Origin of the sequence: Methylobacterium currus (assembly GCF_003058325.1) — a bacterium.
Lineage (GTDB): Bacteria > Pseudomonadota > Alphaproteobacteria > Rhizobiales > Beijerinckiaceae > Methylobacterium > Methylobacterium currus.
This window is the reverse complement of sequence record NZ_CP028844.1, coordinates 746,257-771,365: the sequence shown is the minus strand read 5'-3', so window position 1 is coordinate 771,365 and position 25,109 is coordinate 746,257. Positions and strand designations below refer to the sequence as shown.

Here is a 25,109-nt window from a genome sequence, read left to right as displayed (position 1 = left end):
CGAGGTGGCATCATGTCCGATCTAGAGACTCCTACGGCGCAGAGCGCCGCCGTCCTCGGCGGAAACGTCAAGCAAGTGCCGTGGGCATCAGTGGCCGCGGAAGCCTTCAAGAAGCTGTCACCGCGCGTTCAGATCAAGAACCCGGTGATGTTCGTCGTGTTTCTCGGCAGCATCGTCACAACTTTGCTTTTCATTCAGGCCGTGACCGGCAAGGGCGAGGCGTCCGCTCCCTTCATCTTCGCGATCGCCGCATGGCTTTGGTTCACGGTCCTTTTCGCCAACGCTGCCGAGGCCATGGCGGAAGGGCGCGGCAAGGCGCAGGCCGATGCGCTGCGCGCCACCCGCCAGCGCGTTCTCGCTCGGATGCTCAAGGAGCCGCGACGTGACGCCGAATCCTGGCCTCAGGCGAGCGACGAACTGGGTGTGGGAGCATACGTGCTTGTCGAGGCTGGCGAGATCATCCCGGCCGACGGCGAAGTGCTGCAAGGCGCAGCTTCGGTGGATGAGTCCGCAATCACCGGCGAGTCCGCCCCCGTCATCCGCGAGGCAGGCGGCGACTTCGCATCCGTGACGGGCGGCACACGCGTGCTTTCGGACTGGATTGTTGTCGAGGTCACTGCCAAGCCGGGCGAGGCCTTCCTCGATCGCATGATCGCGATGGTCGAAGGCGCTAAGCGTGGCAAGACACCCAACGAGATCGCACTCACGATCCTATTGGTCGCACTCACGATCATCTTCCTGCTCGTCTGCGTCACCCTCCTGCCGTTCTCTAGCTTCAGCACGATCATCAACGGCTCGGGCACGGTGGTGACGATCACGGTGCTCATTGCGCTTCTCGTTTGCCTCATCCCGACGACGATCGGAGCACTGCTCTCAGCCGTGGGCATCGCCGGTATGAGCCGGATGATGAAGGCCAATGTGCTGGCCACCTCTGGCCGCGCGATCGAGGCGGCGGGTGATGTCGACGTCCTCCTCCTCGACAAGACCGGCACGATCACGCTCGGCAATCGCGAGGCGACGAAGTTTCATCCCGCGCCCGGCATCAAAGAGCCCGCGCTGGCCGACGCGGCGCAGCTCGCATCCCTTGCCGACGAGACGCCCGAAGGGCGCTCTATCGTGATCCTGGCCAAAAACGCTTTCGGCATCCGCGGCCGCGAGCTTCAGGGCGCGGAGACAATCGGTTTCACCGCGCAAACCCGAATGAGCGGCATCAACATCGACGGCCGCCAGATCCGGAAAGGTGCGGCCAGTGCGATCCGCGCCCATGTCGAGGCGATGGGCGGTGTCTTCCCCAAGGAAGTGACCACGACCGTCGAAGAAGTTTCTCGCCGCGGCAGCACACCGCTCGTCGTTAGCGACGGAACCAATGTCCTGGGCGTGATCGAGCTCAAGGACATCATCAAAGGCGGGATCAAGGAGCGCTTCGCCGAGCTTCGCGCGATGGGCATCAAGACCGTGATGATCACCGGCGACAACCAGTTGACGGCAGCGACCATCGCGGCCGAAGCCGGCGTCGACGATTACTTGGCTGAGGCGACGCCGGAGGACAAGCTCCGGCTTATTCGCCAGTACCAGGCTGAGGGACGGCTCGTCGCGATGACCGGCGACGGCACCAACGACGCGCCCGCGCTCGCCCAAGCCGATGTCGCCGTCGCGATGAACAGCGGTACGCAGGCGGCCAAGGAAGCCGGCAATATGGTCGATCTCGACAGCAACCCAACCAAGCTGCTGCGCGTCGTCGAAGTCGGCAAGCAGATGATCATGACGCGCGGCGCGCTCACGACCTTTAGCGTCGCAAACGACCTGGCCAAGTATTTCGCGATCATTCCCGCCGCCTTCGTCGCGACCTATCCGCCGCTCGCCGCGCTCAACGTGATGGGACTGCACAGCCCGGCCTCGGCGATTCTCTCTGCGGTCATCTTCAACGCGCTGATCATCGTCGTGCTAATCCCGCTCGCCCTACGCGGGGTGAAGTATCGCGCCGAACCGGCGGCGCGGCTTCTCGGTCGGAACCTGCTCATCTACGGATTAGGCGGGATTATCGTGCCATTTATAGGTATAAAGCTCATCGACCTCGTGCTCACGCCGTTCTTTTAGACGAACGGCGTGCGGCACTGGCGTGAGGCAGTAGACGATGAACGATCAGCGACCTGATCCGGACGCTCTTCTGGAGGCCGTAAGAGGTAACGCAGAGCACTCCAAACGCGGACAGCTCAAGATTTTCTTCGGGGCCTGCGCTGGGGTGGGGAAGACCTTTGCGATGCTTCAAGCGGCGCGGCAGGCTCAGGCTGAGGGCGTGCGCGTCGGAATCGGCATCGTCGAGACGCACGGCCGCAAGGAAACCGAGGCGCTGATCGACGGCTTTGCCATTCTCCCGCGCAAGACGTTGCCGGGTAATGGCAGGCCTGTCACCGAGTTCGATCTCGATGGCGCCCTGGCGTCCGACTACAAGCTGCTGGTGGTCGACGAGCTTGCCCACACGAACGTCGCCGGCAGCCGCCATGCCAAGCGGTGGCAAGATGTCGAAGAGCTGCTCGACGCCGGCGTCGATGTCTACACCGCGCTCAACGTACAGCACCTCGACAGCCTCAACGACATCGTCGGCGGCATTATCGGCATTCGCGTCCGTGAAACCGTACCCGATCGCATTTTCGATTCCGCGACCGATGTCGTGCTGGTCGATCTGCCGCCGGACGATCTGCTCGCCCGCATGAACGCCGGCAAGGTCTACTTGCCCGTGTCAATCGAGCGCGCGCGTCAGAACTTCTTCCGCCGCGGCAATCTGATCGCGCTACGCGAGCTTGCGCTCCGCCGCGTCGCCGACCGGGTCAACGCCGATGTCCGGACCTACCGCGTCTCGCACGCGATCAAGACGGTCTGGCCGACGCAGGAATTGCTCATGGTCTGCGTCAGCGCGGATCGGTCCCAGGAAAAGCTCGTCCGTGAAGCCGGGCGCCTCGCCCAGCGGCTTCAGGCCAAATGGATCGTCGTCCACGTCGATCAGCCCTATCAAAATAATGACGCGCGATCCCGCGAGGCGCTGCTCGTCATCGCGAAGACGGCCCAATCAGCCGGCGCGGAGTTTGCAAATGTCCCTGGCCAAGACATTACCGAGGCGATCCTCGACTATGCTCGAAAGCGCAACGCCACCAAGCTCATCATCGGAAACACAGCTCGCCGACGCATATTTACGTTCAAACGTCGATTGCAGGAACGGCTTGCCCGCGCCAATCCGGAAATTGGGCTCCTGCTGCTGAGCGTTGACGAAGTCCGGGCGACCCGCCGAGTTCGTTGGATACCGGAGGAGCCGCAGACGCAGATCGCGGCGCTTGGCATCGCCACGCTCGCATGCGGCGCGGCGACCTTCCTCGCCTCCCAGCTCGTAGGCTTTTTCGATCTTTCCAACGTCGTCATGCTTTTCCTGGTGACGACCGTGTTCATCGCCTTGCGACTCGGCCGCCTCGCCGGGGCGTGGGCGTCCCTGCTTTCGGTAGGCTGCTTTGACTTCTTCTTCGTCGAGCCGAAGCTCTCGTTCGCGGTCACCGACACGCAATACATATTCACTTTCGCGCTTATGATGGTAGTCGCAGTCGTGATCAGCCAACTCGCGGCGCGCCTCCGATCGGAAGCTCGTGTAGCCCGTGCCGGAGAACGACGGGCGTCGGCCTTGGCCAGGATCGCCCGCGACCTCTCAAGCGCGATCAAGATTGACCAAGTTGTCGCGATTTGCCGGGAAGCGCTGACACCACTGTTCGAAGCGCGGATCATCCTCCTGGTTCCCGACAAGAACGAGCGCTTGATGCCTACCGAGGACCCCGGCCTTGTCGATACATCGACCGCACAATGGGCTTTCGATCATGGACAACAAGCGGGCCTTGGCACTCAGACCTTGAGCGCCGCCCACGCCCTGTACCTTCCCCTGAAAGCGTCGATGGCCATGCGCGGAGTGCTGGCGGTCGTGCCGGTCGGCGCGCCGCTGCCCGACGATCCGGACGATCGCCGTCTGCTTGATGCCTGCTGCTCGACCATTGGCCTCACGCTCGAGCGCATCCACTTCATGGAAGTCGCACAGGAAACCCTGGTCCGGATGGAGGGTGAGAAGCTCCGCAACGCGCTGCTGTCGGCCGTATCGCACGACCTCAAGACGCCGCTGACCGCGATCCGCGGCCTGGCCGAGACGCTCGAGCATCGCAAAGAGCTTCCAGTCGAAGATCGCAGTGACCTGGCGCGCTCGATCCGGGTTCAGGCCGACGAGCTCAAGCGCCTCGTTGCCAACCTGCTCGACCTGGCACGCATGCAAAGCGAAGGCGTGCGGCTCAACAAGGAATGGAATTCCTTGAGCGAGATCGTCGGCAGCGCCGTGTTACAATCGCGCGCGATCCTCGAACCTCGCAAGGTTCGCACCAATCTGCCGGCGGATCTTCCGCTCATAGAGGCCGATGCCACGCTCATCGAGCGCGTTCTTATCAATCTGTTCGACAACGCCGCCAAGTATACGCCGCGCGATAGCACGATAAACGTTCGGGCCGGTGCTACGGCGGACACCATGTATCTTATCGTTGAAGATAATGGCCCCGGGCTCCCCGTGCGGGATCCGGAAATGCTCTTCGAGCCGTTCGCGCGCGGGCAGAAGGAGTCGTCGGTCGCCGGCGTTGGATTGGGGCTCGCGCTCTGCCGCAGTATCATCACGGCTCACGGCGGAAGCATCCGAGCCGAACAGCGCAAACCAAACGGAGCTGCGTTCGAGATACGACTGCCGCTTGGGACGCCGCCTGCGATCGAAAGTGAACCGATCCATGATCAAGCCGCGCATTCTGATCGTTGAAGACGAAGCCGATATTCGGCGCTTTATCCGCATGGCGCTGGAAAAAGAGGGCATGAATGTCTTCGAGACGGCGACGGCCGAAGAGGCGCGGCTGAATGCGGGCAGTCGCAAGCCCGACCTGATGATCGTCGATCTCGGACTACCCGACGGCGACGGCAAGACGCTGATCCGGGAAGTGCGCGGCTGGATGTCAGCGCCCGTTCTCGTACTATCCGCGCGCGAGCAGGAAACCGAAAAGGTGGAGGCGCTTGACGCCGGCGCCGACGACTATCTGGTCAAGCCGTTTGGCGTGCCCGAACTCCTGGCGCGAGTGCGGGCACAACTGCGGCGCGCCGGCACCGTATCGAACGGCGGCGCAGCGTCGCCCGTAGCCAAGTTCGGGTCGGTCACCATCAATCTTGCCACGCACGAAGTTGCGCGCGCGGGCATACCCGTCCATCTCACGCCCAACGAGTTTCGACTTCTGACGGCGTTGGTCCGTGGCCACGGCAAGGTGCTAACCCACCGCCAACTGCTTATGGAGGTGTGGGGTCCCGGATACTCAGAACGCGCCCATTACCTCCGCATCTACATGGCGCAGCTCAGGCAAAAGCTCGAAGAGGAGCCGTCGCAGCCCCAGCACCTCCTGACGGAATTGCAGGTCGGATACCGCTTGTCCGGCCTGGAGGCCGCCGAGGCACGTCATAGCTGAGGCTGAACAACCGGATCAATCCGACAATCCGCAAGGACCAGATCATGGCCGAAAATCAGAATGAAACTGTCATCGAATTGGCCACCGACGGCCGTATCGAGAAAGCTGACGTCGAAACCGCCATGCGGCAGCTTGATACGGCGCTTGAGCGCGGCGACACCGTCCATGTCTTCGCGGAAGTCCGCAACTTCAAGGGCATGTCCTCGGAGGCGTGGCGTAGCGATCTTGGCAATGCGTTCCGCTACTTGGCACGGCTCAGACAATTCGGACGGATCGCCATCGTCAGCGACCAGGCTTGGATCCGTAACGCCGCCCGGATCGAAAACGCCTTGCTGCCCTATGTCAGCTATCAGTCCTATACGCCCGATCGTCGGGAGCACGCCCTCGCCTGGGTTCGCGGTGACGTCGATTGCGCGCATCCTGAAAGCCTGCGGGTCTTAGAGAACGGTGATTCCGATATTTTCACCTTCGAGATCGACGGGCGCATCACCAGCGCGGATGCGCGCAATCTCGCCGAGAGGCTTTCGGCCGCGTTCAGCGGCGGGGGCGGTCGCCGTCTCCTCGGCATCGTCCGTCACTACGACGGCTTCGAGCCGTCGCTGCTCGTTGATACGAGGCTGCTCGAACTGAAGATCGGACTGTTACGCCATATCGAGCGATATGCGCTCGTCGGCGGGCCCGACTGGATAAGTCGCCTCACCAACCTCTTCGATCCGCTGCTCAAGATGGAAGCCCGTCATTTCGCGGCTGGCGACGAAGAGGCTGCACGGGCCTGGTTGCGCCGCCATGGCGGCTGAAGAAGAGCCCGTCCCCGCCAGCCCATCGGAGACTGCTTCCTCGGTCCGGAGCACCAACGCGAAGAGCGTCGATCCGGTATCGGACGAAGCATATTTCGCCCGCCGGGCGGCACAGGAACTGGAGTTAGCGGCCAACGCTTCAGATGTAGCGGTCAAGAGACTTCATCTCGATCTCGCCGCGCGATATGCAACGCGCCGCGAGTTGGCTGCGCGAGACGTCGAGGCGAGTCATCCAATCGGTCGAACATGATTTTACCGCCGGCCGCCGAGAGCGAGGTCAAGCCCCGACCAGAGGTGCTCCCCAAGCCGGCATCGACCGCAATGTCCGCGCCGCTTAGAACCACGGCGAGCCAATCAGCCCGACGTCACAAGCGCTGTAGCCGCACACAATCGTCGGTCATCGCGATGACGACTGCAGGTCGGGCGACTAAGCTCGGGCCGCACCTCCTCATACAGAAAGAGGACTGATGCCAGTCATCGCAGCGTATCTCTACCGCGACGGTCGTCGGATTCGCGAGGTCGACATCGGCGAACGGGTTGATTGCCCGACGGATCGCTCCGAGTTCGTTTGGATAGGCTTGTCGGACCCATGCGCGGAGGACGTCATGGCATTACAGGCCCTCTACAATCTTCACCCACTCGCGGTAGAAGACTCGCTCAAAGACGGCCAGTTGCCGAAGGTCGATATCTACGGCGATCAGTTGTTCCTGATCGCGCGCACCGCGCAACTGGACGACGGCGTCATTGCCTACGGACAGACCGCCGTGTTCCTCGGTCACAGTCACATCATCACGGTGCGGCAAGGCTCAACCCGATCACACCTTCCGCTGCGCAAGCACCTGGAAGAGTCGCCAGATCTCCTCGGCCAAGGCACGGACTATGTGTTGCACGCAGTGCTGGATTTCATCGTCGACGGGTACATTCCACTGGTCGAGTCGCTCGAGGAAGAAGTCTCGGCTATGGAGCAGCGCACGCTCGACGCCTTCTTGGGTCGAACCGAGATCGCCCGAATATTCACGCTTCGGCGTCAGCTCACTCGCTTTGGACACATCCTGATACCCATGGAGGAGGTGGCCCGTAAGTTAGCTCAGACCAACCATCCTTGCATCGATGCCGAGGCTCGCCACTATTTCGGCGATGTGCTGGATCACGTGCGGCGGGTGGAGACGATGAACACTGGTCTCCGCGAGGTGCTGACTTCCGTTTTCGAGTTCAGCAATCTGATGGAGCAACAACGCACTGGCGCCATCACCCGCCAACTGGCGGCATGGGCGGCGATCCTGGCCGTGCCGACTGCCTTGGCTGGCATTTACGGGATGAACTTCGAGCATATGCCCGAGTTGCATTCCGTCTATGGCTACCCTGCGGTTATGTCGATCATCGCCGTGATATGCCTTACACTCTACCGGCGCTTCCGAAAAACTGGATGGCTATAGCCCACACTACTTAAGGCCAAAGACGCGGCATACCTCACGGCTGCCGACTTAGGAAGTAAGGCGCATATATACACCATCTTTACGTCTAGCCCGAAAATCTGATCTCGAATCTTTATGATCGTGCCTTTAGTTGGATTGCCGCCACCATGGAGGGCGGCATGCCAATCGCAGCAACTGATGCAAGGAATGCAGGGTTACGACTAGCGGGCTTGCTGGGCGTGATCATTGCCGCACTTGCGTTGAGCCGCCTGTACGCACTTGTCCATGTGCTTCCGCTGCATGAAGCCACGCCCTTTGAGATGCTTCTGGCGGCGTTGGGCTTCGTCGGCATGAGCGCGGGCAGCGCCTTGCTCGTGCTCGGTCGCCACATCTTTGATCAGATCGAGCTACCGAGGCGCTCTCCGGCGAACCCTCTCCACATTCCCTCCGAGAAGGCCTCGCACGCAATGAGATGGACCGTGGCGCCCGCCAATCCATCATCGGTGTCTCCGCGCCCGCCGCGCGCCAGCAACCATGTTCTGCTGCGGGGAGCACGATGAGGCACAATGATGAATCCAGAAGGCCTCCTGATGCTCCTGCTCATCATCGGCGGGTTGCTGTGGTTGAACATCTACCTCCGCGTAAAGCTGTTTCTGGCGAGCCGCCGGGACAGGCGCAAAGCAACAAAAGACCGCGGATCGGAGGAACGCTCCGCCTGAAAAAATCGCAAACATGATTGGAGCAGCCGCGATCAACCTGAGAGCAAGCGAACTTCGATCAACGTCGCGGCTTCGATTGACCGTCCGCTCGGTTTCACGGAATGACCAATGTCTGGCGCGTCCGTCTTCATCATCTTCTTGGCAGTGCTCTTGATTGCAGCACGCCTGTTGCTTCGCCCGGAGCGCCGACCGCCGGTCCCCGCGAGCGAAAAAGCCGAAGGCATTCCACGTAGCGATAGACCAGTTGGAACACGCCCTACAACGTTTGAGCCAAGCAAAAATCGCCGCTTTCTCAAGTTGTCCGCCCCTTCCGGTGGGCCTCAAAAGAGGCTCTCACATAGCCTGCGCGACGCTTGCAGTCATTTCACCGGCGGCAGCACATCGGCATCGCTTCGGATCGGACTGGACGCCTCCCTGAGCTATGGCCCACTTCGAAACGTGCTCGCTCGGCTCCAAAAAACAGAAGCAGCAATAGATGTACGTTTTGTCGAGGGTGACGGCGACGATATCGCCGATCAAGTTGCGCGCGGAACAATTGACGTCGCTTTCATACAAGAGCGGGTGGATAAAGCGTCCATCGTGTCCGAGCACTGCTGGAACGAGACGATCGTAGTAGCCTTGCCGGAGGGTCATCGGCTCGCCGGTCACCACGCCCTTCGTCGCGAAGCACTCAGATGCGAAACGTTTCTGATGGCGATCGATGAAACGCGCGTCATCCGCACGGCGAACGAAATAGCGACAATACTCGAAGGCCGGCCACGGTTGATCATTCCAACCCAGGTCCATCGCGACACTCTCATGCATCTCGTAGGATTGGGGTTCGGGATCGCGCTGACACGCTCTTGCGCACTAGGCGTTTATTACCCCGGCGTCATCTACCGACCGATCAGCGCTCCGGAGCCTCACGCTGCGGTCTACGCAATATGGCGGCCGGAGACCCTCTCGCCAGAGGCGTCAGTTCTGCTCGCCTATGCCCAGGCCGAAGGCCGTCAAGGAGCGGTGGAGTGATCGCCCCGTCAACCCATGCTGCGCGCCGCCGCCTGAGCTTCCTTCGGCTCATAAGGGCTTTTGCACCGACCTCGCCCAGGGTGCTATAGGATGCCGCCCCTCAGCATTCTTTCCGCGGCCGTTAAGATCATCGGCGTCTCAGGCCTGATCGGCCTGCTCGTGGCGGCTCATCATATACCAGCGGCCGCGACGCCGTTGCGCGCGGTCGCCTTGCTTTGGTTTCTTGCGCTCGGGATCATCTACGTTCTGATCCCGGGGAAACGAAGCGGGCGCTCCTTCCTTGGTCGCCGTCCATGGCGGTGAACAGCTTTCACGCTGATGTCGGCGACTGGATCCTCATGCTCGCGCGCTTCGCTTTGCTCGTGTCGCTAGTGGCGTTGTTCGTACGGCGACGCCAAGTCACACGAGGCATAATGGCGAAGCTCGACACGCTCGCGAAGTCTCGGCTCATCAACAAAGCCAAAGATCGGTCTGTAACCGAGGCTCCACAAGAACCTCTAGCTGGAGATCGAGGTCGGCTTAATGGATCTCAGGACGAGAAAGACTGAAAGCGAAGATCTTAGACGAAGCTAATCTGCCCTAACGCAATATTTGCGCGGTTTGGCCCGATCATACGCCATCCTGATGTCGGTCGAGCTACCGTTCGTTGCATTGGCCTCGCGCGGCCGTGACCGGCGAGCCTTGGAGCAATGATAGGGCACTCGCCGACCATGTGGGAAGCGGTCACGCGATTCCGGTGGATGAGGTTGTTGCGTGAGCAGGATAGCCGCTCGCGGATACACCTCCGCGCGTTTTGCGGGCAAGTCGGATTGATCCTCCTACTCTGCGCACCAACCTTTGCGCTCGATCATCGGCCGCCCTTTCTTTTCCTGTTCTTCGTGCATTTAATGTTTGCTGCATCCGCGCTCGTTCTCGTTGGGGTGGCGCTGGTCACGCGACAGCCAGTTTCGCGTACGAGCCTCTGCATGTGGGATCACGTCTTCGCCATGTTGCTCCTGATGCTGATCAGCTCCGCGGGACTCAGAATGCTGGTCAGCTAAGGCCGTGCGCTCGCCGTTCTCAGCCAAATCGGGTTCACCGGGTTACGTAACACATCGCTCTGAGGCTCGCGGGGCGATTGACGGGGCTAGGGCCGCAGCCCATGGTCGCTTGGTTATGCAAGCGTCGAAGGCTCACGTCCGATTCTGCAATCGCGGGTGCCAGCTCATGTCGGGCTGTTAGCCCCGGGTCCGGACGTTCGCGTGCTGGGTTCGGGGTAAGGGCATAGCCCGATCCGCCACGCCTCGCCAGCGTTCGCAACCCTCACACTACGAGCCTTCGTCATGACCCTTGTTAAAGCTGCCGCGCGCCCTCCCATTCATATGATCGACACCGAAGCCGATGCGCTGTCCGATCTCGGAATGCGTGCCCACGCCCGCCAGTCAGATGTTAGCCGCCTGTTGATGGCCGAGATCGAACGCGCCAGGATTCACACCGCCGAGGACATTCCTCCTGACGTCGTTACCATGCGTTCGACGGTCGAGTTTGTCGATCAGGCAACCGGCACCCGTCGTACCGTCGAACTTGTCTACCCTGCCGAGGCCGATATTGCTGCGAACCGGATCTCCGTACTCACTCCTGTCGGCGCCGGGCTCATCGGCTTGCGCGAAGGTGACTCAATACTCTGGCCAGATCGCGATGGACACGAGCGCACGCTGAGCGTGGTCAAGGTGATACAACCGGTGCGAGGCGCGAAAGCAAAAGGTCGGTGATCGCGACCCCGGCGGCCGATTCGACCGCCTACTTGATGAGCCTAAGGCCGGCTGACGACCGAAGAGCTGCGATTGGCGTTATTGCGCCGCTAGCTCTACGCGAGATCCAAAGGGTTTCAGCATTTGTTTGGCGGCAGGCCGCGCAGACATACGGTCGTACCAACCGCCCACCGAGGGCCGTTGCGGCACGTTTAGCCATGGCGTCTCTGGCCCGGCCGCAGCCATAAAGCCGTATAGAATGATATCCGCCATGCTCAAATTCTCGCCCGCAATGAAGGCCTTTTCCGCCATCTCATCGTCGAGCATGTTGAGCCCGCGTTCGGCGATCAGCCGGTTTGAGTGCATGGCTTCAAGCTGAAGGATTCGGTTGCCCCGATAGGCTTCGACCGCGATGTCCGACCCTCGGAACCATGCAACGAAATGGGAAATTATCTCCAAGTACATTCGCCGAGTCCACATGTGCACCTCAGCGCGCTCAACGGGCGAGTTGCCGCACAGGTGCCGGCCACCTTGAGCGATTTCATCGAAGTAGCCGCAGATCGCCGTTATCTCGGTAATCACACGACCATCATCCAACCGGAGGGCTGGTAATTCTCCGCGAGCGTTTACGTTCTCGAGATACGGACGACGGCGGTTCTCTAGTGCGGCAAGGTCAATAGTCTCCACATCGAAAGAAAGCCCTCCACGCTCAAGTACAAAAAGGCGGACAGTGGTCGGGTTCGGTCCAGGTTGCTTGGCGTCATAAAAAATCAAGATCCATCTCCTCATCAAGACGCGACACGGCGGTATGCTCCACCCCCTCGTCCTTGCCTTCCCGCACCCCAGTTTTCCGGAAGGCGACACATCCGTTAGAATGCAGGCCAGCGACAAAATCACCCGATGCGCGGGAAAAAGGGCAAGTCCTCGGAAAACTTGAGCAAGATGTCGTATATCGACCTCATGCTCGCTAGCGTTGCGAAGATCAGTCCATTGTTGTCGATTGGAAGCTTCGAAGATGTATGATCCAGCTAGCCTGGCGTGTCAGAATGCACTCGGTGGTGTCGTCTTGGAAACGAGCCGGGCCGTAGGATGGCGCTCTCTGCTGGTCGAACGCCGGCGATGGACTGCGGGTGAGATCGAGCTAAGTGGGACGCCGTCGCCAGATCTCCGTCTCGCAGTAGCGTTAGGCCCGACGCATTACGCCGAAGTGTTCTCAGCCGGGAAGTGGCGCGGTTCAAAAGTCCGCCGTGGCACAATCGGCGTTACGGCGCCCGGTGACACGGATCGGCTCCGGTGGAGCGCCCAAACAGCACTGGAAGCCACCAGCCTCTATATATCTCAAGCAATTCTTGCAGCGGCATCTGACCAGCTGCGAATATCGGGCGCTCATGGCGCGAACATCGCAAGCGCGAAGCCTATTTTTGCGGATGCGGCGGTGACGGGCGTGGTAAGCAGCCTAATTTCCGGCATGCGACGCGGTGCTCCGGAAATTTATGCAGAGTCGTGCGTATGCTGGCTAGCGATGCATCTAATGTTGATGCACGGCAGGATTGATCCTCTGACCCATTTCGCAGGGCAGGAAGGCATCACCGACAAGCGCCTATTGCGCGCCGTGGACCTAATTCGAATGCGGTATGCCGAGAATCTCACCCTAGACGAGCTTGCGTCGGTAGCTTGTGTGAGCAAGTTCCACTTTTCTCGACTGTTTAGGAAGCGGACTGGGCTGTCTCCCCACGCGTTTATCATGGAGGAACGAATGAAGACCGCTCGTGCCCTCCTGCTTGAGACTGATCTGCAGGTAGCCGAGGTCGCTCGGAGAGTTGGATACGCGCGTGCCTCAGCGTTCAGCGTTGCCTTCCGAAGCATAGTTGGCACTACGCCGTCTGATTTTCGCGTCGAGGCGCTACAATCAGACGTGACTTAGAATAGCGACGAACGAGCGGAACGCGCCCTCCGCCTGCAGGCGCCGGCTTTCCGCTTCGAACACGCGGCATGCGCGCTTAAGCTCCTGCGGCCTAGCATCCGGCAGGGTTGCACGAAGGACATCCTCGACCTTCTCCGACCATTGGACGAGTGTTCGGGAAACATCAAAAGTGGTCGTTGCCACGGCCTAAGTCCCTTCGCGACGGTCTTTATAGGCCATACGGTGCCGAGTGGCTCCCCAAGCCAATGTCGACTCCGTCGATCGGCAACTCCAGCGCACGGACACGAACCGGAGGGCCCGCCTTGCATCAGGCATTGAAACCGCCATCCGCCGTGATGGCGGACCCAGTCATAAAGCCGGCCGCGGGGCTCGCAAGGAAGCTCACGACCGATGCGATCTCATGTGGCTGGCCGACACGCTTGAGCGCAGTGAAGTCGATATTGACGTCGTTGAGCGCTCCATCGGCGGGGTTAAGGTCGGTCCTGATCGGCCCGGGCTGGACGAGGTTGACGGTGATGTTGCGGGTCCCAAGCTCGCGGGAGAGCCCGCGCGTGAGGGCAAGCTGCGCCGACTTGGTCACCGCGTACATCGTCAGCTGCGGAAACGGAACGCGCTCGGCGATGTTCGAGCCGATGAAGATGATGCGACCGCCCTCGGGCAGGTGCGGGATCACGGTCTGCGCCACCAGCACGGCGCCGCGGACATTGATATGCAGGAGGGTATCGATGTCGTCGAGGCTTAGCTCGGCAATCGTGCCGGTACGCGCGGTTCCGGCGTTGTTCACCAGGATGTCCAGACCGCCGAGCTTCGCGACCGCTTCTGCGACGAGACGCTTCACCGCTGCTGGATCAGCATTGTCGGCCTGGACCGCAAAGCCCCGCCGCCTTTTCGCTTCGATCTGTCGGACGATGTCCGCCGCGCTGTCGGCGTCGTTCTGATAGCTGAAGGCGACATCTGCGCCCTGGTTAGCCAGCTCGACCGCGATCGCCGCGCCGATGCCGCGCGAACCGCCCGTCACCAGGGCGCGCTTGCCGTTGAGGTCAGTCATGGATGATCTCCGGTATTGGCGGCGTGCGAGCCGCGAGTGTGTTAGATGAAGCAAGCGCTCGACGGCGGATCAGTCGGCCCGGACAATCAGCTTCTTGCCGCTGTGGCTGCCGTCGAAAAGCTTCAGGAAGGTTTCGGGCAGGCTCTCGAAGCCTTTGATGAATTCCTCGCCGTAGATGATCCTGCCGCTCGTCACCAACGGCGTCATTTCCGCGAGGAATTCTGGAAACGTGTCCAGCACGTAAGGCGTCGCGAACGCCTTGATGCTGACGAAGCGGTAGTGGATCAGCGTGATCATCCGAGGCAGATAGTTGGTGCCCTTAGGCAGCTCGGTGTCGCTGTAATCGGCGATGGTCCCGCAGAGCGTCATCTTCGCGTCAGTGTTGAAATGCTCCATCAGCACCGGGAAAAGCGGGCCGCCGACATTCTCGAAAAACGCGTCGATGCCGTTGGGCAGTGCGCGGGCAACCTGCTGCTCAAGGTCGTCGGCCTTGTAGTCGATCGCTTCATCCAGGCCGAGCTCGCGCTTGAGGAAAGCCACCTTCTCCGGTCCGCCGGCTACACCGACGACGCGAAAGCCCCGCAGCTTGCCGAGCTGCGCCGCGGTCGAGCCCACCGATCCCGCCGCACCGGTGACGACCAGCGTGCCGCCGGGCTTGAAGTCGTGGACCTTGGTCATGCCGTACCAGGCGGTGAAACCGGTAAGGCCGAGAGGCCCGAGCGCGGTCGAGAGGGGCGCGATATTCGGATCGAGCTTGCGAAGGTCGGAGCCGTCCGACACCGCATAGTCCTGCCAGCCCGTCCAGGTCTGGACGTGATCGCCCACCGCGAAGTCCGGGTTGCGGCTCTCCTCGACCACCGCCACCGTCGGCCCGCCCATCGGATCGCCGATCTCGATGACCGGCCATTCGGACGAGCCGTTGCCCATCAGGTTGCGCTGATAGGGATCGATCGAGAACAGCGTGTTGCGAAAGAGCACCTCGCCGTCCTTCGGCGACGGGATCGCGCTTTCCACGAGCTCGAAGTCGCTGAGCCTGGCCTGGCCCTGGGGGCGGGCGGCGAGCGTGAACTGGCGGTTGGTCTTCCTCGTCATGCGAAATTCCTCGTGAAGCTTGATCGTTGAATGGCGTTACGGCGCTCAGCTCAGCGCGGCGATCAGCGCCGTGTCTTTGTTGGTGAAATCCGGGTCGACATAGATGCGCACGGCACGGATCAGGTCGCCGTCGAACTCGAAGACGTTGCAAAACAAGCCCTGGGAGATCTCGCCGTCCGGGAACGGCGTGCCGTCTGACGTCTCGCCCCACTCGCGCCCCTCGACCGCGATCGTGTCGCCGGCTTCGATGAAGGACAGGCCGTCGATGTCGTGCTCGAGCCTGCGCAGCACCTTCGCCATGCGGATCGTGAAGGTGCGCACTGCCTCCTTGCCGATCGCCGTGCCGAACTTGGGATAGGTCAACCGGATATCGTCGGTGTACAGGTCAAGGACGCGGGTATCGGCGGCATCGGCATAGCGGAAGAACTGCCGGATCATATCGCGCCGGTCGGTGGAGTCTGGGTTCGCCACTGCGGCTCTCCTGTCGACGCTCACGCGTCCTGGATGATCTCGATGAGGTTGCCCCAGGGATCGGCGAAGAAGCCGCCGCGTCGCCGGATCGGCTCATATTCGAGTGGGCCGGCGACGATCGTCACGCCGCGCCGCCCGAGCTCGGCAAGCGTGTCCTCGATGCTGTCGACCTTGAGGCAGAGATGGTGCCAGCCCCGCTGACCGAGTGAGGCCTCGATCTCCCCCGCTCCCGGGCGGTCGACGGCGCCGGGGCCAGCCGCGATCTCGATCTGGAAATCGTCGTCGTCCGGCGGCGCGAGGAAGCCCCACTTCAACCCGACCGCCTCGGTGGTGGCGGTCAGCCGGAAGTCGAGCTTCTCGGTGTACCAGGCAACGGCTGCGTCGAAATCGGGCACGCGCACGCCGGCATGGTCGCCGCGCATCGACGCGAGCGGGCTGGACGGCTTTCGGGGCGGTGAGAACAGCGCCATCGTCAGGCGCTCAGCTGCCGGGCGACCGCCTCGGCATCATGGATCGCCGCCATGTGCTTGAAGCGGCCGTCGATCACCTGATAGACGGCATATTCGACGACCTCGAACGAGGCGCCGGTCGGCTCGACACCAACGAAGGTCTTGGCCGGGGTGCCAGTGTTCACGAGCTGCGCGCCGAGCCGGTCGCCGTCGATGATGAGGTTCGTCAGCTCCCAGTGAAGGTCTGGAACCGCGCCGGCCTCTTCCCGCTGCACCGCGAGGATGTCCTCGCGGGTGGCCGGCTTGCCATTGAGGGTGACCTCGTCATGGATGAATGTGTCCATGACATCGAAGTCCCTGGCATTCAGGGCGGCAATGTAGCGATCGTAGAAATCGCGCAGGTCTGGGTTCGACATTGTTATCTCCATTGATCGGTCAGGTGGAAGCTTGCTGGATTCTCAGCTTGACGGTTGTCCGGGGCGGTGCGCGCGGGCGAGATTGGCGACCAGCTCGGCTCGGGTCTGAGCACTCTGCTTCCAGGCGGGCTGGCCCGGGCGGGTCCGCCAGGATTCGCTGAGAGGGCTGTTGTCGACGTTGTCGAAGCCGAACTGGTCGTAGAGCCGCGCGACGATCGCGACGGCCTCGGGAAAGTTGCTGGACGCGGACAGCGCCAGCCGGTCGGGTGCCCCGGAGGGTTTACCCCAGGTCAGAATCCGCGGCGCCTGGATGTGGGTGAACGCCTTCACCACCTTCGAAGCGGGGAGCTGCTCCTGCCGCAGCTCGTGCTCGGTCTTCTCGCCCGAGTCGACGATTCCGTAGTTGCCGTCGCGCCACGGCATATAGTTGTTGGTGTCGATCACGACCTTGCCCGCGAGCGCATCAGCCGGCATGTCGTTGACCAGCTTGAGCGGCGCCGCGACGACGACAAAATCGCCGGCGGCAGCGGCTTCCGCCGCCGTGGCAGCGCGCGCCGCCGGACCGAGTTGTTCGACGAGATCGGCCAACGTCTCGGGCCCGCGCGAGTTGGCGAGCACGACCTCATAGCCGCTGGCGATCGCCGCACGCGCGATATGACTGCCGACCTCGCCCGCGCCGATGATGCCGATGGTGGTCATGCGGCCCCGACCAGCGCTTCGCTCCTGGCCCAGAGCTGCCGCGCCTTTCCCTCATCGAGCGCATAGGAGCGCACGCCATCGGCGAAGGGGTTGGGCGTGTCGTCGACTGTCGCAACACGGACATCTTCGAGATACCTACCGCCGATCTCGTCTCCGTCTGCAACGACCGCGGCCCAGACCGTCGTCGCGGCCGCCTGACCGACGTCCTTCAGTTCCGCTGGCGGCAGCCCCGCCTCGGCGCGCGCATTGCCCACGGTCTGGAACAGGCCGTTCAGCTCCTCTTCGCTGAAGTTGCGGGGAAGGTCGGTCAGGCTGTTGCCGGGCATGACCGCGGCCGCGCGGATGCCGCGGGCTCGATGGCGGCGGTCGAACTCGACGGCGAACAGCGCATTGGCCGTTTTCGACCGGCCATAAGCGACGAACGGCTCGTATTCCTGCCGCTCGAAATTGGGATCGTCCAGATCCACGTCCGCGACGCGATGCGCCTGCGACGACAGCACCACGAGGCGGCCGCCGTCGACAAACAACGGCTCGATCCGGGTGACGAGCGCGAAGTGGCCGAGGTGGTTGGTCCCGAACTGCGTCTCGAAGCCGTCGGCGGTCCTGCCAGCGGGCGTTGCCATTATGCCGGCATTGGCGATGATGGCATCAAACCGGCGGCCGTCGGCGAGCAGCCTGTCCGCGGCGGCCCGAACACTCGCCAACGACGCAAGGTCGAGCTCGATCAGTTCGAGGCTGCCGCCGGCGGTTTCGGCCTCCTTAAGGACCGGCACCGTCGCCGCCTCCGCCTTTGCGATGTCTCTCACCGCGCCGACGACGCTGGCGCCGCGCGCGACCAGCGCCCGCGCCGTCTCCAGCCCGATCCCCGACGAGATGCCCGTGATAAGGTAGCGCTTTCCCGAAAGATCGATACCGGCGAGGACCTCGTCGGCGGTCGACCGGGCGTTGAAATTGTCTGTCATTTTCACTCCTGCTGACCATCGCGCCAGTGAGCCAACCCCGGCCATCCGATAACATAACGGACATTACGATAATGACTGTTACGGAATCTGGACAAACAGAGTCAAGCGGTTTAGTAATGACCGTTATGAAAAGTGGGGAGCCGACCTGATGGGACGTCGTCGTGAGTTCAATGAGGTGGAAGTGCTCGACGCCGTGCTCCCGGTTTTCTGGCGAAAGGGCTATGAAGGCACGTCCTATGCCGATCTGGTCGATGCGGCCGGCGTGGAGCGGCCGGCGCTCTATTCGGCGTTCGGAAACAAGGAAGCGCTCTTCCGCAAGGCGCTGGCCCGCTATGAGGAGCTGTATCTCCACTATATTCCCGAGGCGCTCGAGCTGCCTACGGCGCGTGACGTCGCGGCGCACTTCCTGCGCAGCACGGTCGAGCTCAATACGCGTTTTGAGGATCGCACCGGCTGTCTGGGCATCAATGGAGCAATGGCGGGCGGCGAAGAGGCCGAGCCGGTGCGCCAAGCGCTGGTTGCGTTTCGCGCAGCCGGCCAGCAGCGCTTCCGCGAGCGCTTCGAAAGCGCCAAGGCGGAGGGTGATTTGCCCGAGGCCGCGGACCCCGCCGTGCTGGCCGCCTACGTCATGACGGTCAGCCAGGGGATCGCGGTGCAAGCCAAGGCCGGGGGCTGCCGCGCGCTGCTGCACGCGGTGGCGGAACAGGCGCTGGCGTCCTGGCCGACGTAGGTCGGCACGCGCGGCGACCCTGCCCGAATGCGCGCGGAACTCACCCTGGGATTGCGTGCGGAGCGGCGTGACTGGATCAGTTCTCGGGAACCGGCACGTCGAACGCGTTCAGCAGAATGCAGATCACGGTGTAGCTGGCGACCAAGAATGCGAGTTCGCCCACACCTTCGTTGCCAAACAGCGCTCGTGCCTGTTCGTAGGTCGAGGCGGGCACCGAGCCGCCGCCGGTCGCCGCCGTCACGAAGTCGAAAGCGGCAGCCTGCATCTCGTCGAGATCCGGCGGACGCTGGCCGGCGGCGATCGCCGCGATCAACGGTCTCGGCAATCCTGCCTCCACCGCCATCTTCTCGTGGGAATAGAGTTCGTATCGCGCCTTGAAGCGCGCGCCGACCGCCAGGATCACCACCTCCCGCACCGTCTCCGGCAGGGTCGCGCCTCCGACCAGCGAGTCGAGAAACGCGAACGCCGGCGCGCCGAACCGCGGGAAGTGCAGCAGCGCCGGGAACGGACCGATCAGCGCGCCGTCCGCGTCCTGCGAGGCGAAGGCCGACAGGCTTCGTCCCATGCGCTCGACGATCGCGTCGTGCAGGGCACGCACCTCCGGTGAAAGATCATTGGGCGGGATCGGCGGCAGGCGCATGGCGGATCCTCAGGGCTGACCGGGAAAATGGTCGCGGATCAGCGCTGCGACATGGGCGACGGCGACGTCGCCCTGCGCGCGATTGGCGACGGCGAGGTGCAGCGGAAAACCCTCGACCGCGATCGGCGGCTCGCAATAGTGCAGCTCGGGTTCGTGATGCATGCACGCGCGCGGCAGCATGGCGATGAGGTCGCTGGCCAGCAGCAGCGGCGGCACCATCAGGAAACTCGGCACGGTGATCCCGACCCGCCGCCTGCGTCCGAGCAGCGCGAGCTGGTCGTCGAGCGGCGTGCGGCGGCTCCCGCGCGCCGAAAGGACGACGTGCGGAAAAGCGAGCCAGCGGTCGAGATCGAAGTCCTGCGCCGCCGGATGCCCGCGCCGCATGGCGACGCAATAGCGCTCGACATAGAGTTCGGTGCGCACGAATCCGCTGCCGGCCTGCGGCAGAACCGAGATGGCGACGTCGGCCTGGTCGCGCGCGAGCGCATCGATAACGTCCTCGCTCTCGCGCCAGTGCAGCAGCACCAGGCTGATGCCCGGCGCGGTGCGTCGGGTCTGCTCCCACAGGATCTGGAGCAGCGTGAGCGCGGGAATATCGGTGGAAACGATGCGGACCGTGCGCTCCACCGTGGCCAGTTCATCAGGCGGGGCGCCAATCACAGCGCGAGCCTGTGTCAGCAACGCGCGGATCGGCTCGCGTAGTGCCTGTCCGCGCGCGGTGAGTTCCATCCCCCGGCCGGCGCGCACGAGGAGACGATCACCGAACAGCTTGCGACACCGGTCGAGCGCGCCCGAGACCGAGGGCTGGGCCATGCCGAGCCGGCGCGCCGCGCTGACGAGCTTGCGCTCCTCGAGCACGACATCCAGCACGACCAGAAGATTCAGATCGACATCCCTAAGGTCCATGTGACGAGGCTATCTGCCAATCGGCCGTGACGATAGACGGAACGCGGATCATCGCCGCTGTCGATTGTCCGATATAGGCCACGCCTATCGATCCCATCCGCTCTCGCGACGTTTACGGTTCAAGATCAATCGCCGGAGTACGCAGTCATGATTTTTCATTCGATCCGCTTCCAGTTGAAGGAGAGCGTGACGCCGGAGCAACTCGATCCCGTGCTCAAGCAGTTACACAAGATGGGCACCGAGATTCCGGTCATTCAGACTTACTGCGTCGGCCGCGATATCGGCGGTGACTTCGACTATGGCGCCACCTTCGTCGTCAAGAACATCGACGACTACAAGACCTACATGCATTCGCCGATCCACCGGAAGGTGGACGAGATCGGCCTGCCGCTGGTGGTCGACATGGTCTCGTTCGACGTCACCGACGAGGAGGACCCAACCATCCCCGACCAGATCAAGGCGATCCACAAGGAGCGGTTCGAAAGCGACCCAGCGCTCGCCAAGCTGGTGCAGGGCCTCAAGTCCTACTCCGGTAGCAGCAGGCCGGAGTGAACGCGATGGCGAAGCCCGTGCTCACCGCCACCGGCGGTGGCTACGCCCCGGACGGCTGGAAGCAGTGGCCCGAAGACGAGGAGTTCTCGGCCCAGTTCGTCCGCATCCTGGCCGCCGCGCAGGACGGCGCGAGCACGGTCGGCGAGTGCTTCCAGACGGCGGGCCGCATCCAGTCGGGCGATCGCGATGGCTGGCACGAGTCCTGGCTCACGCCGGCGGAACGCTCCGTTTCGCGCGCCGAAGCGGCCGAGGCCGCCGGTCATCGCCTGACTGCCCGTGCCAACTGGATCCGCGCGGCCAACTATTTTCGAACCGCCGAATTCTTCCTCGACCCGGCCGATCCCCGGCGCCTTTCGACATTCGACCGGATCGAGGCCTGCTCGCAGCGCGCGCTCACCTTGTTCGAGCCGGCCGGCGAGATCGCGCGCATCCCCTATGAAGATGGCACACATCTCGACGCCTATTTCCTGATCGCACCGGGCGAAGGGCGCCGCCCGGCGGTGATCGCCTTCGGCGGCCTCGACGAATATAAGGACGAGCTGATCCAGGAGATGGAGCGCTATGCGCTCGCCCGCGGCCTCTCGCTGCTGCTGGTCGACCTTCCCGGACAGGGTGGAACGCTGCGTCGGGAGGGAATCACCGCGCGACCGGACACCGAGGTGCCGGTGGGGGCCTGCATCGATTGGCTGCTTGGCCGCGATGATGTCGATCCCGGTCGGATCGGGGTCTACGGCGCGAGCCTGGGGGGCTATTACGTCACCCGCGCCGCCGCGCGCGAGCATCGCGTGGCCTGCGCCGTCTCAGACGCGGCGCAGTGGAAGGTGGCAAAGTCGGCGCAAGCGCTGTTGGCGCAGCCCAACAGCATGACGGCAGTGCTCTCGCGCTGGGTGTTCGGCGCGCGTGACATGGAGGAGTTGGTCACCGTCACCGAGCCGTTCGATCTCGAAGGCGTGGTCAAGGATATAGCCTGTCCCTTCCTAATCGTGGCGGGTGAGCTCGACAGCTTCGGCACCCACAACGCCGAGAGCGTATATGCAGAAGCCAAGGCGGCGGGCGTCGACGTGACGATCAAATGGTTTTCGCCCGAAGAGACCGGGGCCGCGCATTGCCAGATCGACAATCCGACCATCGGCATGGAGCTGATCTGCGACTGGCTCGCCGATCGGCTGGGGCGTTGAGCACCATGTCCGAAACCACTCTCGTCACGCTTGCCGAACGCTGGCGGCTGCTTTGGAACGGGGATCTGGCGCTGGGACGCGAGATCATCGCCGACGACTTCGTCGCCCATGCCGCGCCTATGACCGGATCGGGCGATGACCTCATTCGGGGACGTACGGCGCTCGAAGCCTGGATCTCAGGCATTCACGAATTGCTCGACGAGCTCGCCTTCACCTACGAGCTGGGGCCGATCACCCAGGGCAACCTGATGGCGGTGCGCTGGCGCGCGCGGGGCTGCTATCGTGGCGGCTTTCCCGGCAGTCCACCCGAAGCGATCGGCCGCGCGGTGACCTTCACCGGCACCGACAGCCTACGCACAGAAGATGGCTGCATCGTCGAATATTGGGGCAACGCAGACAGCCTGCTGTTCGTCCAGCAACTCGGTGTTCAGACGATGCCGGGCTACTAGCGACTCGCGCTACCCAATAGGGCCGCCACAGCGATGACTCGAACTGCATGCCGCTATCGGCCGCCGTATCCGCTGCGCTGGCGTACTCCCGGCGACGTTAGAGCAGGATACGGCGGCGAACGGCGGTATGTGGCGCACCCGACACGATTCGAACGTGTGGCCTCCACCTTCGGAGGGTGGCGCTCTATCCAGCTGAGCTACGGGTGCATTATGCTTACGCGGTGCTTACGCGAAAAATCTTAGAGTTGAAAGCGCCAACCTCGGTGCTCTCAAAGTGCTGTATTTCAAGTGTTTTTCGAACTCCTTCTCACAATCGTTCCGCTTGACATCAGCCTTCGGAGGGCAACGCTCTATCCAGCTGAGCTACGGGTGCTGACCGCGAAGCCTCTGTAGCCCGACCCGCCGCGGAGCGCAACAGGGAAAGGGATCGCGAATCCGCTCAAAGGGATCCGGGCGAAGGCTCCGACGGCACAGGTCACACGGTCGAATCGTGTCGGGTGCGCCGGGGGGAGGGGGCTGGGCCGGCGGGTGGCGGGATCGCGCCGCGGATGCGGACGGTGCCGCGGCGCGGCCGACGCCGCGTGCCGCTGGTGTGCCGGCCGGTGTCTGGGTGGCAGCTCGCTGTCTTCGACGACCGAGGTAGGTTCGACCGAGCCCTGACGCGCGAGCTGGGCAGCGTATGGGACACGAAGTGCTGCACGAAAGACGGTGGCATGGCTGCCGCGAGCTTCGTCGTGGAGGACCGTGATGCGGCAATTGCCCGGTCAGGCCTCGCCCTTGCGGGAGGGCGAGGCCCGAGAGCGTCAGGCCGAGATAGCCTGGGGCATCGACGCGGCCGGCGCGCGCCTGCGATCGAGGATCGAGACCAGGGCGGCGGTCAGGAACGCCACCGGCATCGTCACGACGGTCGGCGGGTCGAGGGGGAAGATCGGGGCCGGGTTGCCCAGAACCTTCACCCAGACCGGGGGACCCAGCACCGTGAGAAGGACCGCACCGACAAGTCCTGTGACGCCGCCTGCGATCGCCCCGCGGGTGGTGAGCCCGCCCCAGTAGAGCGCCAGGATCAGCAGCGGCAGGGTCGAGCTGCAGCTCACCGCGTAGGCGAGGCTGATCATGTAGGCGACGTTCTGGCTTTGGAAGGCGATCCCAAGCACGACCGAGAGCAACCCGAGACCAACGGTGGCGAGACGCGAGACCCGGATCTCGCTGCGCTCGGTGGCGGTGCGACGGCCGAGGATGCGGGCGTAGAGATCATGGCTCACCGCCGACGCCCCGGTCAGCGTCAGACCCGCCACCACCGCCAGGATGGTCGCGAAGGCGACCGCCGAGACGAGGCCCATCAGGGTGTTGCCGCCCAGCGCATGTGAGAGGTGGACGGTCGCCATGTTGCCGCCGCCTCGGATTGCCCCCTTGGCGTCAAGATAGGTCGGATCGCCTGCCACGATGGCGAGAGCCCCGAAGCCGATGACGAAGATGAGGGCGAAGAAGCCGCTCTGGCACATCACTGCCCAGAAGACCGAGACGCGGGCGGCGCGGGCATCCGGGACGGTGAAGAAGCGCATCAGCACATGCGGCAGTCCGGCGGTGCCGAGCATCAGCGTCATGCCCAGCGACAGGGATTGCCAGACGCTGCCGGCATAGACCTGCGGCATCATGATTGCCTCGTGCTTCGGGTGCACAGCGATCGCCCGGGCGACGAGGGCGTTGTAGTCGAAGCCGAAGGAGGCCAGCACGAGGAGCGCGATCGCAACGCCGGCGCCGAGCAGCAGCACCGCCTTGACGATCTGCACCCAGGTCGTCGCCACCATGCCGCCGAACATCACGTAGCAGATCATCAGGGCGCCGACGAGAATCTGCGCGTAGAGGTAGTCGAGCCCGAACAGCAGCCGGATCAGCTGGCCGGCCCCGACCATCTGGGCGATGAGGTAGAACATCACGATGACGAGGGTCGCGACCGCGGTGAAGATCCGGATCGGCGTCTCGGACAGGCGCGTCGCGAGCACGTCGGCGACCGTGTAGCGCCCGAGCTTGCGCAGGCGCTCGGCCACCAGGAACACCACGAAGGGCAGGCCGGTAGCGTAGCCGACGGCGAAGATCAACCCATCGAAGCCCGAGGCGCAGATGAGGCCGGCCAGACCCAGCAGTGCCCCGGCCGAGATCATGTCGCCGGCGAGCGCGATGCCGTTCTGGAAACCGGAAATCTGGCCGCCGGCGGCGTAGAACTGATCCGCCGAGCTGGCACGCCGCGCCGCCCACCAGGTGATGCCGAGGGTGACGAGCACGATGGCGACGAACATCGTCACCGCCACCGGGTTCATCCCGCTGCCGGAATCCGCCGCGAGCGCCGGGGTGACGGCGCCCGCAAGGGCGAGGCCGAGGAGAAAGGATCTGGACATGTGCCCGTTCTC

Annotated in this window: 26 protein-coding genes and 1 tRNA gene; 15 read left to right on the top strand and 12 right to left on the bottom strand. The window is 63.3% G+C overall.

Annotation, left to right across the window (positions count from 1 at the left end; translation table 11 throughout):
* The first annotated feature begins 12 nt into the window (after positions 1-12).
* The 10 genes from kdpB (at position 13) to rnk (ending at position 11,206) form a co-directional block, all read left to right on the top strand.
* Positions 13-2,097: a potassium-transporting ATPase subunit KdpB gene (kdpB, locus tag DA075_RS33685; RefSeq protein WP_099957417.1), complete on the top strand. Its 2,085-nt coding sequence runs from the start codon at positions 13-15 to the stop codon at positions 2,095-2,097.
* A gap of 37 nt (positions 2,098-2,134) precedes the next feature.
* Positions 2,135-4,825, top strand: a complete 2,691-nt coding sequence (locus DA075_RS33680; protein ID WP_099957416.1) for a sensor histidine kinase — start codon at positions 2,135-2,137, stop codon at positions 4,823-4,825.
* The gene (locus DA075_RS33675) at positions 4,797-5,516 is read left to right on the top strand and encodes a response regulator (protein WP_099957415.1); all 720 of its coding nucleotides are present in this window, start codon (positions 4,797-4,799) and stop codon (positions 5,514-5,516) included. The genes DA075_RS33680 and DA075_RS33675 overlap by 29 nt, the downstream gene beginning before the upstream one ends.
* A 44-nt stretch (positions 5,517-5,560) precedes the next feature.
* The gene (locus tag DA075_RS33670) at positions 5,561-6,313 is read left to right on the top strand and encodes a SpoIIAA family protein (RefSeq protein ID WP_099957414.1); all 753 of its coding nucleotides are present in this window, start codon (positions 5,561-5,563) and stop codon (positions 6,311-6,313) included.
* Between the two features lie 467 nt (positions 6,314-6,780).
* Positions 6,781-7,749: a magnesium and cobalt transport protein CorA gene (locus DA075_RS33665; RefSeq protein WP_099957413.1), complete on the top strand. Its 969-nt coding sequence runs from the start codon at positions 6,781-6,783 to the stop codon at positions 7,747-7,749.
* Positions 7,750-7,958: 209 nt separating this feature from the next.
* Complete coding sequence (locus tag DA075_RS36215) at positions 7,959-8,288, top strand: hypothetical protein (RefSeq protein ID WP_123834561.1); 330 nt, start codon at positions 7,959-7,961, stop codon at positions 8,286-8,288.
* A 30-nt stretch (positions 8,289-8,318) separates the two neighbouring features.
* A complete protein-coding gene (locus DA075_RS38320) occupies positions 8,319-8,447 on the top strand; it encodes a hypothetical protein (protein ID WP_275298328.1) in 129 nt (42 codons plus the stop codon).
* A gap of 108 nt (positions 8,448-8,555) precedes the next feature.
* The gene (locus DA075_RS38725) at positions 8,556-9,455 is read left to right on the top strand and encodes a LysR family substrate-binding domain-containing protein (protein WP_099957412.1); all 900 of its coding nucleotides are present in this window, start codon (positions 8,556-8,558) and stop codon (positions 9,453-9,455) included.
* 90 nt (positions 9,456-9,545) lie between these two features.
* Positions 9,546-9,758 carry a hypothetical protein gene (locus tag DA075_RS36210; protein WP_123834559.1) on the top strand — a complete coding sequence of 71 codons (213 nt, stop codon included), beginning with the start codon at positions 9,546-9,548 and terminating at the stop codon, positions 9,756-9,758.
* A gap of 1,019 nt (positions 9,759-10,777) precedes the next feature.
* Positions 10,778-11,206 carry a nucleoside diphosphate kinase regulator gene (gene rnk, locus DA075_RS33650; protein WP_099957410.1) on the top strand — a complete coding sequence of 143 codons (429 nt, stop codon included), beginning with the start codon at positions 10,778-10,780 and terminating at the stop codon, positions 11,204-11,206.
* A 78-nt stretch (positions 11,207-11,284) separates the two neighbouring features.
* Here rnk and DA075_RS33645 read toward each other — a convergent pair whose 3' ends face one another.
* Positions 11,285-11,959: a glutathione S-transferase family protein gene (locus DA075_RS33645; RefSeq protein WP_164712594.1), complete on the bottom strand. Its 675-nt coding sequence runs from the start codon at positions 11,957-11,959 to the stop codon at positions 11,285-11,287.
* A gap of 241 nt (positions 11,960-12,200) precedes the next feature.
* Here DA075_RS33645 and DA075_RS38720 point away from each other — a divergent pair, with 241 nt between their 5' ends.
* Complete coding sequence (locus tag DA075_RS38720) at positions 12,201-13,109, top strand: helix-turn-helix domain-containing protein (protein WP_099957408.1); 909 nt, start codon at positions 12,201-12,203, stop codon at positions 13,107-13,109.
* A gap of 307 nt (positions 13,110-13,416) precedes the next feature.
* Here DA075_RS38720 and DA075_RS33635 read toward each other — a convergent pair whose 3' ends face one another.
* From DA075_RS33635 to DA075_RS33605, 7 genes are all read right to left on the bottom strand, one after another.
* Complete coding sequence (locus DA075_RS33635; RefSeq protein ID WP_099957407.1) at positions 13,417-14,157, bottom strand: SDR family NAD(P)-dependent oxidoreductase; 741 nt, start codon at positions 14,155-14,157, stop codon at positions 13,417-13,419.
* Between the two features lie 69 nt (positions 14,158-14,226).
* Positions 14,227-15,249: an NADP-dependent oxidoreductase gene (locus tag DA075_RS33630; protein ID WP_099957406.1), complete on the bottom strand. Its 1,023-nt coding sequence runs from the start codon at positions 15,247-15,249 to the stop codon at positions 14,227-14,229.
* Between the two features lie 45 nt (positions 15,250-15,294).
* On the bottom strand, positions 15,295-15,720 hold the full coding sequence (locus DA075_RS33625; protein WP_206289432.1) for a nuclear transport factor 2 family protein: 426 nt from the start codon (positions 15,718-15,720) through the stop codon (positions 15,295-15,297).
* A gap of 20 nt (positions 15,721-15,740) precedes the next feature.
* Positions 15,741-16,190 (bottom strand): VOC family protein, encoded by a 450-nt coding sequence (locus tag DA075_RS33620; RefSeq protein WP_099957405.1) that lies wholly within the window; start codon positions 16,188-16,190, stop codon positions 15,741-15,743.
* A 2-nt stretch (positions 16,191-16,192) separates the two neighbouring features.
* Positions 16,193-16,585: an ester cyclase gene (locus DA075_RS33615; protein ID WP_099957404.1), complete on the bottom strand. Its 393-nt coding sequence runs from the start codon at positions 16,583-16,585 to the stop codon at positions 16,193-16,195.
* 42 nt (positions 16,586-16,627) lie between these two features.
* The gene (locus DA075_RS33610; protein WP_099957403.1) at positions 16,628-17,284 is read right to left on the bottom strand and encodes an NADPH-dependent F420 reductase; all 657 of its coding nucleotides are present in this window, start codon (positions 17,282-17,284) and stop codon (positions 16,628-16,630) included.
* Complete coding sequence (locus DA075_RS33605) at positions 17,281-18,246, bottom strand: SDR family NAD(P)-dependent oxidoreductase (RefSeq protein ID WP_099957402.1); 966 nt, start codon at positions 18,244-18,246, stop codon at positions 17,281-17,283. The genes DA075_RS33610 and DA075_RS33605 overlap by 4 nt, the downstream gene beginning before the upstream one ends.
* A 148-nt stretch (positions 18,247-18,394) precedes the next feature.
* On the opposite strand from DA075_RS33605, the gene DA075_RS33600 reads away from it, so the two are divergent.
* Positions 18,395-18,976 carry a TetR/AcrR family transcriptional regulator gene (locus DA075_RS33600; RefSeq protein ID WP_099957401.1) on the top strand — a complete coding sequence of 194 codons (582 nt, stop codon included), beginning with the start codon at positions 18,395-18,397 and terminating at the stop codon, positions 18,974-18,976.
* A gap of 76 nt (positions 18,977-19,052) precedes the next feature.
* Here DA075_RS33600 and DA075_RS33595 read toward each other — a convergent pair whose 3' ends face one another.
* Together DA075_RS33595 and DA075_RS33590 are read right to left on the bottom strand one after the other, a co-directional pair.
* Positions 19,053-19,616 (bottom strand): carboxymuconolactone decarboxylase family protein, encoded by a 564-nt coding sequence (locus DA075_RS33595; protein WP_099957400.1) that lies wholly within the window; start codon positions 19,614-19,616, stop codon positions 19,053-19,055.
* A gap of 9 nt (positions 19,617-19,625) precedes the next feature.
* On the bottom strand, positions 19,626-20,522 hold the full coding sequence (locus DA075_RS33590) for a LysR family transcriptional regulator (RefSeq protein ID WP_099957399.1): 897 nt from the start codon (positions 20,520-20,522) through the stop codon (positions 19,626-19,628).
* Positions 20,523-20,669: 147 nt separating this feature from the next.
* Between DA075_RS33590 and DA075_RS33585 the strand changes: the two genes are divergently transcribed.
* Genes DA075_RS33585 through DA075_RS33575 form a run of 3 tightly spaced genes read left to right on the top strand, consistent with a single transcriptional unit; the run spans position 20,670 to position 22,701 of the window.
* The gene (locus tag DA075_RS33585; RefSeq protein ID WP_099957398.1) at positions 20,670-21,074 is read left to right on the top strand and encodes a Dabb family protein; all 405 of its coding nucleotides are present in this window, start codon (positions 20,670-20,672) and stop codon (positions 21,072-21,074) included.
* Between the two features lie 5 nt (positions 21,075-21,079).
* The gene (locus DA075_RS33580) at positions 21,080-22,252 is read left to right on the top strand and encodes an alpha/beta hydrolase family protein (protein WP_099957397.1); all 1,173 of its coding nucleotides are present in this window, start codon (positions 21,080-21,082) and stop codon (positions 22,250-22,252) included.
* Between the two features lie 5 nt (positions 22,253-22,257).
* Positions 22,258-22,701 carry an ester cyclase gene (locus tag DA075_RS33575; RefSeq protein ID WP_165080825.1) on the top strand — a complete coding sequence of 148 codons (444 nt, stop codon included), beginning with the start codon at positions 22,258-22,260 and terminating at the stop codon, positions 22,699-22,701.
* Positions 22,702-22,831: 130 nt separating this feature from the next.
* Here the strand turns inward: DA075_RS33575 and DA075_RS33570 are convergent.
* A tRNA-Arg gene (locus DA075_RS33570) sits at positions 22,832-22,908 on the bottom strand.
* 596 nt (positions 22,909-23,504) lie between these two features.
* A complete protein-coding gene (locus DA075_RS33565) occupies positions 23,505-25,097 on the bottom strand; it encodes a sodium:solute symporter family transporter (protein WP_099957395.1) in 1,593 nt (530 codons plus the stop codon).
* Positions 25,098-25,109: the final 12 nt, after the last annotated feature.